The organism is Acholeplasma equifetale ATCC 29724 (assembly GCF_000687735.1).
GTDB classification, from domain to species: Bacteria; Bacillota_I; Bacilli_A; order Acholeplasmatales; family Acholeplasmataceae; genus Acholeplasma; species Acholeplasma equifetale.
Genome location: NZ_JHXL01000015.1, coordinates 1 through 11,688 on the forward strand (window position 1 = coordinate 1; position 11,688 = coordinate 11,688).

An 11,688-nucleotide genomic window follows, 5' to 3' on the forward strand; every position below is an offset into this window, starting at 1 on the left:
CCTAAGGTAGCGAAATTCCTTGGCGGGTAAGTTCCGTCCCGCACGAAAAGCGTAACGATTTGGGCGCTGTCTCAACAACAGACTCGGTGAAATCAAGCTGCCGGTGAAAACGCCGGCTACCCGCGATTAGACGAAAAGACCCCATGGAGCTTCACTGTAACTTGATATTGGAACTGGGTGTAAGATGTACAGGATAGGTAGGAGACTTGGAAGTTGGTACGCTAGTATCGATGGAGTCAGCGTTGGGATACTACCCTTCGTGCATCTAGTTTCTAACTCGCCAGAGTGGATCTGGGAGGACAGTGTCTGGTGGGCAGTTTGACTGGGGCGGTCGCCTCCCAAAGAGTAACGGAGGCGCTCGAAGGTTCCCTCAGAATGGTTGGAAATCATTCTAAAGAGTGTAATGGCAGAAGGGAGCTTGACTGCGAGACCAACAAGTCGAGCAGGGACGAAAGTCGGACATAGTGATCTTACGGTACCGAATGGAAGGGCCGTGACTCAACGGATAAAAGTTACCCTGGGGATAACAGGCTTATCGCTTCCAAGCGTTCACAGCGACGAAGCGGTTTGGCACCTCGATGTCGGCTCGTCGCATCCTGGAGCTGGAGTAGGTTCCAAGGGTTGGGCTGTTCGCCCATTAAAGCGGCACGCGAGCTGGGTTCAGAACGTCGTGAGACAGTTCGGTCTCTATCTGTCGTGGGCGTTGGAAATTTGAAGGGAGCTGTCCTTAGTATGAGAAGACCGGGATGGACGCACCTCTGGTGCACCAGTTGGCCAGCCTTGGCCACAGCTGGGTAGCTATGTGCGGAAGGGATAAACGCTGAAAGCATCTAAGCGTGAAGCCCCCCTTAAGATGAGATTTCCCAATTAGTAAGACCCCTTATAGACGATGAGGTTGATAGGCTAGGTGTGTAAGCACAGCGATGTGTTGAGCTAACTAGTACTAATAGGTCGAGGACTTAACCTTTATAAAAAATATTAAACCTTAAACATCATTTATCTAGTTTTGAGAGTTTTGTCTGGTGACGATGGCGAAGTGGATCCACCTGTTCCCATCCCGAACACAGAAGTTAAGCACTTCAGCGCCGAAAATAGTTAATACAAATAGCGAAGATAGGTCGTTGCCAGGCAATACTTTATTTGATATAATAGTTGTAGAGACCCCATTACTTGCCTACTTAGCTCAGTTGGTTAGAGCACCTGACTGTTAATCAGGGGGTCGCCTGTTCGAGTCAGGCAGTGGGCGCCATCTACAAAATTAACACACTAGCGATTGCTAGTGTTTTTCTTTTATATGAGTTATAAATAATTCTTGATGGTATAATGTAAGAAGAAAGGTTGATGAAAAATGATCCTAATTATTGCAGCGATGGAAGATGAAGTTAAAGATTTAATAAATGAATATGAATTAATCGATGACACATATTTTTCAATTTATAAATCAAAAAATTCAAAAAAAGATGTTTTATTAACAATTTCTGGAATTGGTAAAGTGAATGCGGGTTCTGCTTTAACATACGTGTTAACAAAATATAATGATATTGAGTTGATAGTTAATATTGGTATTGCGGGTGGAGCTAAGATTCAACCAAATCAATTTTATTTAGTTGATCAAGCAAAATACCATGATGTTGACTTAACACATTTTGGCTATAAGCATGGACAATTACCTAAAGAAGATGAATATTTTATGATTAATCATGAATATATGGATAAATTTTTAAATTTACCTAAAATGAAACTTTATTCTGGTGATCAATTTTCAACTACTAAAATTGATGATACAGCCTATTTAGTTGATATGGAGGGTGCAAGTCTAGTACATATATCAAAACGCTTTAAAAAGCCAATTTTGCTTTTTAAAAAGGTTTCTGATGTTGTTGGAAGTATAAATCAATTAGACAGTTATAAAGAAAATGAAAAAACAGCTAGTTTATCGATTTTAGAATTCATAAATGAAGTATTGGAGGTTCTCTTATGAAAGGATTAATTCTTTTTTCACACGGTATGGAAGATAATGAAGCGTTAGGAACAGTATCGTTATTACGTCGTGCAAAAATTGATATTTTTTCAGCATCTAGTTCAAATGACTCAATTATTACAACTTCATACCAACAAAATGTATTTCCTGATTTTAAATTGGAAAATATTAATTTAAATCAATTTGATTTTTTAGTCATTCCAGGGGGCCCATATGTTAGACATATCATTGATGAAGATAAGGTCATTCAAGATGTTATTAAAGTGTTTTATGAACAAAAAAAATTAATATGTGCAATCTGTGCAGCACCACGTTTTTTAGGTCGACTAGGTATACTTGATGGTATTAATTTTACAGCTTATCCTGGGTCAGAACTTGATGCACCTAAAGGTATTTATCATAAAAATCAAAAAGCTATGATAGATCAAAATATTATTACTGGTCGAAGTGCAGGTTCTGTTGTAGAATTTGTGTATGAAATTGTGAAAAAAATTAAGGGAGAAGACGCTGCAAAATCGCTTATTTCAAACATAATTTATTAAAATAGAAAAAGTTAAAAAAAGTTTAAAATATTCATTGACATTTTAAGTTAGTTTGATATAATTATACATGCGTAACAAGTGGCCCGTTGGAGAAACGGTTAACTCACATGCCTTTCACGCATGCACTCACGGGTTCGAATCCCGTACGGGTCACCATTTATTTGCACCCATAGCTCAATTGGATAGAGCGTTTGACTACGGATCAAAAGGTTAGGGGTTCAAGTCCTCTTGGGTGCGCCATTAAATTGTTGACAACTTAATATAAAAGTTGTAAAATAAATAAGGATTTTCGGGAAGTAGCTTAGCTTGGTAGAGCACCTGGTTTGGGACCAGGGGGTCGCAGGTTCAAATCCTGTCTTCCCGACCATTTTTGCGGGTGTCGTATAATGGCTATTACTCCAGCCTTCCAAGCTGAAGACGGCGGTTCGATTCCGCTCACCCGCTCCATATTGAATTACAAGTTTTGATACAACATCAAGCATAAAATATTTAGCGGCGGATAGGGAGATTTTTCCTTTACGCCAGTTTTTATAAGATCAGTAGTAGCCGGATTTTAGGCTATTTGCTGGTCTCTTTTTCTTTTAAAAAATGAAAGAAACCTCTAGATAGCCAAAATTTGGCCCTAGAGGTTTTCACTTTATATGGGACGTGTTATTTTAAACACTCACGTATTATCTTTAAAACATTAGATGAAAAGATAGTGTTGTCATTTTGAAAGATAAATGAAAAATGCTTTTTCATAGAATAAAAATAGCCTGAGTTATGCAATTCTAAAATTTATATATATTTTTTGTGACAAATATGTCTCATATGCCAATTTTTATTGACACTAAAGTATGAATGAATTATAATTTCGGTATAAAGACATCGAGAGTATAAACATTAACTGCTGAAGAAAAAGACACGTTTTCAGCTCAACAAGTTAATTTTTACGAAAGCAGAAAATTTAATATGATTAATTTTAAGTATAGAAGTAGTGTAACCAGTAGGAATCTTTTTTATGAATGATACTTGTTTTAATCACATATAAACGTGACTACGCTATTTCTTAGTGATACATAAAACAATTTGTTTGTAATTTTTTATGTAAAACTAATATATATATATAACTGACTATGGATTTTTGAGGGAGTTAGAATATGGTGTTAGCTCTTTAAAAACGCAGGATGAAAATACAATGTATTGATTCCTAGATCACTTGTAAGTGTGTATTATTGGATATAGTTTAAAACATTATTGGTTTAGGCATAATATAAGGGGACAAGTATTATGAAACCACTAACAAAACAAAAAGGTTTCACATTAGTATAATTAATTGTTGTAATTGCCATTATCGGAATTTTAACTGCTGTTTTAATTCCAAGTATTACAGGTTACATTGAAAAGGCAAATCAAAATGTAGCTTTACAGGAAGCTGAGATTGTAAAAACTTCGTATTCAAATTATGTTGTTGATACAACATCAGGAACAGTGCCATTTTCAAAATCATTTCTTGATTATCTTGATGATGCTTCTGAACTAGATATTGATCATGATAAAATTCAGGCACTTAGTATTGAAAATTTAGTAACAGGTTTCATATTTGAATCATCAAACAAATATATTGTAACCTTTAAAATCGAAACTGAGCATTTAAAGGTAGTAGGAACCCCAACAAAGGGTACTATTGACCAAAATTGAAATGGGTAACACATGTGTAGCGGTTTCTCTAGTGTCATAAGGTTATTTAGGGGGTTAATATGATGGGTAAATGGGGCACTGCACATTTATTATATTTATTAGTGACTGCAATTTTTATTATTGTGGGCATGGTTATATGTAGAAAAGCAAATAGAACAGTACAAAACATCATTTTTATAACAGTTGCTATTGTTGGATCATTTGGAATTTTTTATCGCTATGCTTTAGGGTTTAGTTTTAGTAATGGAGTTAATCTATCTACATTATGGAGGCAAACCTTACAGGTATGTAATTTTAATTTTATATTATTACCAATAGCGTTAATAAGGAAGAATGAACTAGGAAGACAATACTTATATTATTTTAGTATGTTTTGTGCATCAACTATCTTTGTTTCATATTCTGAGTCAATTGAAAGGTTAGAGTGGAACAATATTGTAGTAATAAACTTTTGGTTAAATCATTTATGTGCAGTAGCATTGCCTTTATTTATGTTTGCGAGCAGAAGGTTTAAACCACAAAAAAAGTATATTCCATATGTTGTCTTATGTATTTTTATCTATTATGCCTATTCGGGTTTGGGATCACTTTATCTAATGAAATATAAGGGTGTATCAAAAGCTGATACAGCATCCTATATTTTTACAACAGATGGTATTCCTGCTTTAGAAATATTGCATAAGATAATACCAATAGATTTTGTCTATTTATTACCTTTATTACTATTGATAGTTCCGTTTTATTATTGGCTTGCAAGATTATTTAAAAATTATAAATCAATAGATTACTAGAAAAAAATATTTTAGGGAGGATTATATGTACAAACAAATTACTGACGAAACACCTCTAACTGTAATAGGTAAGAGAAAAAAAGCAGTTACTTTAGTAGAATTAATAGTCGTTATCGCGATTATTGCCATTCTCTCTACTGTCGCTGTCGTTGGATATACGAGCGTAGTGGATCATGCAAATTTAAGTGCAGATAGACAGGAAGTCGCTCAATTAAACAGAGCGCTGACTGTTAAGAAATCTCAACTCAATTTTAATGCACCACAAACCATGCAGGAAGTAAGAGATTTGTTAGATGAATTGATAGAGGGAGATTTTAGGACACATCCTAGATCTGTAAATCAAGGATATCATTATTGGTTTGATGTTCATACACTTCAGGTATTTTTATCAAAATCACCACAGGATTTACCAATAAACACAGCCGATCCAATTAGCCTTCCAAATACAATTAGATATGAAGTCAACTGGGATTATTTGCCAGAGGCAGTTGGTTTTAATACAGATAGAGAATATTTGATTCTGGATACAGCTGGTTCAGAGATTGGAGATTTAATTCAGGCGTTTTATCAGGTAGACACACTGGAGTCATATCAACAACTACATACAAGAAGTCAATCGTTTAGTGATCTGAATTTCCGCGATAATCTGCTTCGTATCTTAAATGAGACGGTGTTCATCACAGATAACGGAAATTTTGCAGAATCATCACATCCACAGCATGCTATTTTTCAACCAAATATTCAAATGATTACAAATGTAAAGATAAGCGTAAACAATCAGCAGAGTATGATTCATCAAGAGAATGTTTTGCTGGATCTAAAACAAGACTACATCATGATTCCACAGACGGTTCAGACAATATTACCACAATCACTTGTTTTCTCTGGAGGAAGTTTTATCTTAAATAGAACATCATTTGACAACTTTTCAGATGGATTAAATCCATTTTTTACACTTCTTGATGAAGAACAAAGTTTTTTACTTGTGACAGGTAACGTGATTCAAACGTATCTTATTAATGAAGGCGGCAATTTATTTAATATAGAAACCGAAGAGGTAACTGTATTAATTGAAAGCGTTGATTTTTTAATTGAATCATTTGAAGTTTCATTTGAAGCAGGAGTGTCTAATGATTATTATTATGCAGCATTAGACACTTTTGACTTATCGGAATCTAATCATTTAAAACTGTTCATTAGAAACATAAAAAATCAAATAGGCACTGAATTTGTTCTATCAAGCGATTTTCATTTTGTATCAAGCGATACATCTGTTGCGATTATTGATGAGGCTGGATATATTACTGTTGTAGGTGCGGGACTTGTTAAATTTACTATAGAGGCAGATAAGAAGACTGAACATGCCGACAATCAAACAGTTACATTACTTATTGGTGAGATTGAATCGTTTTCTCTAGTGTATGACCATGCATCTGTAATCAACCCATTGGGACAAACTACGATTTATAAAGAATTAAGTGATAATATTGAAGAAAATGTATTTATCATTGAACTATCCACACTTAGTTTTTCGGTTGATGGACTTACATACCAGTATACATTATCAGCAACAGATATAGAGCAGTTGGTTGAATTTGAATATATAGACCATGAAACAATTCTAGTGAAACTGACTCAAATTGGACAGACAACCATTCATATATTTATTCAAGAATATCCCAATGTGACGGTTGGTTTTAATCTTATAGTGGATGAGCCGTTTGAAGATTTAATTGAATTTACATTCAAATATAAGGATCAATTCATGTATAAAATTGGAAACGCTAATTCTATTAATCTGTCCGACATTTATACGGAAATAGATGATAGAATTACACACGTTGGAGGACCGAAAACCGCAGGCGTATATGATCCATTTCCTGTGATTTTAAATGAATTTGATGATGTCATATTGCCTCAAGCACCGAATGGGTCATTATCATATCAAATCAACAATTCAGAGCATAAATTTAGTGGAACTGGAATTATTAAAGTAGTTATATATGTCTATTATCAACGTATCAATGGTATTGAAGATGTAAAAACATATACAATACCTCTCGAAGTTATTAATGGATATAATGTAACAACGCTACAACAACTGAAGGCTAACACATCTTCAAACAGAATATTAATAAATGATATTACTTTGACACAATATGAAAACATTAGTGTGATAAATGGAGCAACGCTGTATGGCAATGGTTTTACATTGGATGCATATGATGTTCCAGCTAGGGGCGGTTCTCAGGCCTTGTTGCGCATTAATCGGGCTACATTGGACAATGTGAAAATTATTTCAAGACACTTTCCTACACAAGAATGGAGTACCGGGTTATATTCCAACTCTGCTGTTCGTGTAGAGGGAGAAAGTGCCATTTTAAATACATATATTGAAGGTTCTAAATCACCTTTACTTGTCACAGGCGCAGATGTTGTTGTTGAGAACACGACGCTTGTGGGTGGGTCATATTCTAATATATTTGTTGAAACCGTTTCGAATGTCGTATTACGAAATGTAACGACCGTGCAAAATGTTTTCTATGGAAGATCCAATGATGGATTGAGTGACAAAGATGTCCTTGGTGTAGGCATTGTTGTTGGTAATAGTGAATCGACAATTATTATAGAAGGGGACTTAAGACAATACAACTGGGTTACGACAAATATGATTAGTAACTATGCTCCGAGCGATTATATCAACACAATTACGAATATATTAAATAACGCTGGAACACAAAAATACAAGCATGTTATTCAAGGACAGACGTACATCAATATGGGTATCATCTTCTTGGAACAAACGCCAATTGCACAAATCCAAGATAACAGAAGTACAGATTTGAAACAATCCGTTCAATATAGTTTAGCTCATGTGAGTGTTACACATCCAAGTTTTCCTTTGATTTCAAGGACAGGAACAATTATGAGTTTTGATAACACAGGAGTCATTAAAGATGATCTAGTCTTAACGGATAGATTTAATGCGCCCGAATACACACCGAATAAAACCACTGTTACAAAACCCGAACTAAAGATGATATCATCATCCATGCAGTCATATTATACGGCTCAAACACAAACATTTGAGTTTTCCTTAGAACCAGCCGATATTATGGAATTTAACCTTCTAGAGACATTTATTGTAGAAAAATGGGGATACGAGTTTCCAATAAATACAGATTCGGTTATCTCGATATTCACATATGAAAATGCTGGAACACATGTTATTTCATTCTCTGCTGTCGACAGATTTTTCTATGATGCTTCAGGCAATTTTATGCATCATGAAATTACCTATAATTTTGAGATTACAATCATTATTACAAGAGCAAACATTCCTAATGCAGAAATTGAGATTATCAATAACACAATACCAGGCGTTAAAATCAGTCAAAGTGGTGGATCACACCATGTGGCATTAGATGTATGGCTTAATTTAAGAATCTATGATTACATTGATGGTCAAAGAGTGCTTGTTCATGATGGTAGTGATCCAAGTAAAAATAAAAACAACCCAATAGATTATCAGATTACAGTCACTGTACTGGGATGGAGTTCTGCACCACCGACAACATTTACAAGTAAATACGAGCATGAAGGTAGATTCTGGTTACGAAGTGATAAAGACACTAGAGGAGAACCAACACTAAGAATTATTATCAGTTATGTGGGTATCAATCAGCAAACTGTCACCTCTCAAGAAATCAGAGTGTCTGTGGGTGACTTGGGAACGATTGGTAGTGGTGGTAAGTAATGATGAAGTGGCTTAAGGTATCCATATTGTTAATCTGTATGGTTGCCATTACAATATTGTTTGTTTTCATTGATAATCACATGACTGTTGATCTTGTTGTTTTGAGTTATCCGAACAAAGACTGGGCATATATTGGAGAGGATTTGGATATGCAAGGCATGCAAATCGGGTTATTAAAAAAAGATGATCAGATTGTACATGTTGATCTTCATGAGGTTCAGTTTCATGGATATGATAGTTCTTTTGCGCATCAAAATCGCATTATAATCAGTTACAAACAATTTGAGACATTTATTGATATTGAAATTATTGAAAGACCCACATTGAATAAAAGAATTACCTCTATTGAAATGCATACACTTCCAAACAAGCGCATATACTTTTTGGGTGAGACAATTGACTTAACGGGTGCGAGTATAAGAAGGAACTACAATGATGATACTTTTGATATCATTAGTATCACGAGACATGACATTGAGGGATTTAATAGCGATGCCGTTGAATTTGAACAAGAAATCATTGTTAAATATTTAGATACACAGACAAATAAGATATTTGAAACTAGTTTTTACATATCAATTGTTGAGTCGGATTAAGTGGAGGGGGAAACAAATTTATGGAATTATGGAGTCCTAATCACATCATCTACTTGATGATAACATGTTTGATTATCGTTTCAATGATGGTTATCATTTCAAAGGTAGACAAAAAAAATCAAACTATAATCTTATACGTAACTGGGTCCGTAGGGGTTTTGGGTATCTTTTTTAGATATGCAATGAATCTCTCCTTTGATCCGCAAAACTTTTCTGTGCAAAGACTCGCATTAGAGATGTTTCAGATTTGCAATTTTAATTTTATCCTCATACCATTGGCTATGATAAAGAAATTTGAAGGCGTAAGACAATATTTATTTATGTTTTCTATGCTTGCAGCATCTACAGCATTTGTATTTTATGATTACGATATTGCAAACAATCAATGGTATAGCTTAAATACCATCAATTTTTGGGTTAATCATTTGGTGATTGTTTTGCTGCCCCTGCTTTTTGTAGCCTCAAACAGATTTAAACCAAAAGTATCGTATTTATTGCCCGTTATGTTTAGTGCATTTTTATATGTGGCATTAAGTGGTATATTTTCATGGTATTTAATTGAATTTCAAGGTGTACCAAGAGAATCAACGTATTCATATGTTTTTTATCCAGAAGTCAACGCTGTGTTTAGATACCTATATACGCTTATTCCCATTTACTTTGTATACTTAATTCCCATAGGCGTAGTAATCGCAATGATTAATGCCGCATTGATTTTATTATTCAAGAGAAAACAGATAGATACCTTTTAAATCAACTTAAAAAAAAGGGCCCTTTAAAATAGTTGGTGTAAAATCCAAATAGGGCTTTCCAAAAGTTGGTGTAAAAAACACCTTTCAATTAGTTGGTGTACACCCAAAAGGCGCTATTTTAGCGCCTTTTTTTGTCGTCGTAACCTAGTTTTTAATTGGGATATCTTGATTGATTGCGTATAATGCTTTTTTTCTAAATCTTCTAAAATCTCTAATACCGTTGGCCGTTTTAGTGATGGTCTTTATTTTAGAATTTGTAGACTCAATCGGACCATTAGATACACGTCGTCCGTTGATGCGTATAAATGAATTCCTTATTTCTTGTTGCCACTTATCAATGGTTTTACCAAATGCTCTGTAGACATCTATTTTTGAGTTTTTAAATACTTGTATGAGTACTTGTAGTTCATCTTCACAGGTTTCATAATCAGCTGTCAAATTAAAAGTTCGATAGCGTTCTTTTAACCGATATGCTTCGGTTAATTCATCGTTAATAGATAATAAGTCTCTTAGAATTTCAGATTTATGCCAATATGCATTTAACTTGTGGATCTTGATTTTACCATCATATATGTCTTCATAATTCTTTACGAAAAAATAATGGAATTTTTTAAGCATGTAATAATACATATCATTATGCTCTAACTTGCTTTTTTGTAGGTAGTACTTGTTTTGAACACGAATTCTAATCGCTTTAATGGCTTCGTTTAAATTCCTTACAATGTGAAATGAATCGATTGCTATGAGTGCTTTGGGAAAACATTTAGAAACCACTTGTTTATAACTATCCCACATATCCATAATGAATACTTTGACTTGATCACGTTCTTTAATAGGAATTCTATAAAAATATTCAAGTAAATAATTTTTATGTCTGGTTGCTATTAAGTCAATCAACTTAGATGCTTCAAAATCAAATAGAACACAGGCGTATTTATACTTATTCATTTTGTTGGTAAACACTTCATCAATACTGATGATCTCAGGTAGTGGTCTTCGCCTTACTTCAATATGACGATCGAAGATATTGATGACACTTTGAATTGAAACATTAAAAACTTTAGCAGCGTCAGTAAAGGTATGATTTGTTTCTTTTAAATAGTCTAGAATGGATAGTTTGGTTTTTAAACTAATACGTTCGTAAGCTTGATTAAATGGATTTGTTTCATAGATTGTTTTATTACATGTTTTACACCGATAACGCCTTGCATAATAAGCGATTTTTACTTGATGTTCTAATGAAACACTATGGATTAATTTTTTTAACCTAAAACCATGAAAATACATCGGATATGTTTGACAGAGTGGACAACTTATATTATCTTTTAGTAACTTTAGATGAAGTGTAAGTACTTCACCATCTATTGTGGTATCAAGTGATTCTATTTTTGAATTTATGTTTTCTAATTTATATAGTTTTGTGATATTATCATACATGAAGAACTCCTTTGTTTTTTTAGTTACGACTAACTATATTATAAAAAGGTGTTCTTCATTTTTTATATATTTATTTCGGCCTTTAAAAAAGATGGTGTACTACCACCACCTAATTGAAAGGTGTTTTTTTACACCAACTATTTTAAATACCT

The 11,688-nt window shown here is 33.9% G+C and carries 8 protein-coding genes, 5 tRNA genes and 2 rRNA genes; 14 read left to right on the forward strand and 1 reads right to left on the reverse strand.

The features are described 5' to 3' along the window. From T434_RS0105855 to T434_RS08130, 14 genes are all read left to right on the forward strand, one after another. Window positions 1–967, forward strand: a 23S ribosomal RNA gene (locus tag T434_RS0105855); the annotation flags it as partial. 51 nt (window positions 968–1,018) lie between these two features. Then, window positions 1,019–1,130: ribosomal RNA gene (rrf, locus tag T434_RS0105860) — 5S ribosomal RNA — on the forward strand. Window positions 1,131–1,172: 42 nt separating this feature from the next. Beyond that, a tRNA-Asn gene (locus tag T434_RS0105865) sits at window positions 1,173–1,249 on the forward strand. Window positions 1,250–1,348: 99 nt separating this feature from the next. After that, complete coding sequence (locus T434_RS0105870; protein ID WP_162150789.1) at window positions 1,349–1,981, forward strand: 5'-methylthioadenosine/S-adenosylhomocysteine nucleosidase family protein; 633 nt, start codon at window positions 1,349–1,351, stop codon at window positions 1,979–1,981. Next, complete coding sequence (locus T434_RS0105875; protein WP_026400284.1) at window positions 1,978–2,523, forward strand: DJ-1/PfpI family protein; 546 nt, start codon at window positions 1,978–1,980, stop codon at window positions 2,521–2,523. Before T434_RS0105870 ends, T434_RS0105875 begins: the two co-directional genes overlap by 4 nt. An 80-nt stretch (window positions 2,524–2,603) precedes the next feature. After that, window positions 2,604–2,679: transfer RNA gene (locus T434_RS0105880), tRNA-Glu, on the forward strand. A 7-nt stretch (window positions 2,680–2,686) separates the two neighbouring features. Continuing rightward, a tRNA-Arg gene (locus T434_RS0105885) sits at window positions 2,687–2,763 on the forward strand. Window positions 2,764–2,813: 50 nt separating this feature from the next. Next, window positions 2,814–2,890 (forward strand) — tRNA-Pro (locus T434_RS0105890). 5 nt (window positions 2,891–2,895) lie between these two features. Next, window positions 2,896–2,970, forward strand: a tRNA-Gly gene (locus tag T434_RS0105895). Window positions 2,971–3,993: 1,023 nt separating this feature from the next. After that, window positions 3,994–4,203 (forward strand): hypothetical protein, encoded by a 210-nt coding sequence (locus T434_RS07970; protein WP_162150790.1) that lies wholly within the window; start codon window positions 3,994–3,996, stop codon window positions 4,201–4,203. 59 nt (window positions 4,204–4,262) lie between these two features. Next, entirely contained in the window at window positions 4,263–4,994 is a 732-nt protein-coding gene (locus T434_RS0105905) for a TMEM164 family acyltransferase (RefSeq protein ID WP_026400285.1), read from the forward strand. A 25-nt stretch (window positions 4,995–5,019) separates the two neighbouring features. After that, a complete protein-coding gene (locus T434_RS0105910; RefSeq protein WP_026400286.1) occupies window positions 5,020–8,751 on the forward strand; it encodes a prepilin-type N-terminal cleavage/methylation domain-containing protein in 3,732 nt (1,243 codons plus the stop codon). Further along, window positions 8,751–9,347, forward strand: coding sequence for a bacterial Ig-like domain-containing protein (locus T434_RS0105915; protein WP_026400287.1), 597 nt, complete (start codon window positions 8,751–8,753; stop codon window positions 9,345–9,347). The genes T434_RS0105910 and T434_RS0105915 overlap by 1 nt, the downstream gene beginning before the upstream one ends. Before the next feature lie 20 nt (window positions 9,348–9,367). Continuing rightward, complete coding sequence (locus tag T434_RS08130; protein ID WP_026400288.1) at window positions 9,368–10,099, forward strand: TMEM164 family acyltransferase; 732 nt, start codon at window positions 9,368–9,370, stop codon at window positions 10,097–10,099. Window positions 10,100–10,243: 144 nt separating this feature from the next. Here T434_RS08130 and T434_RS07255 read toward each other — a convergent pair whose 3' ends face one another. Beyond that, window positions 10,244–11,536 carry an ISL3 family transposase gene (locus T434_RS07255; protein ID WP_051614399.1) on the reverse strand — a complete coding sequence of 431 codons (1,293 nt, stop codon included), beginning with the start codon at window positions 11,534–11,536 and terminating at the stop codon, window positions 10,244–10,246. Window positions 11,537–11,688: the final 152 nt, after the last annotated feature.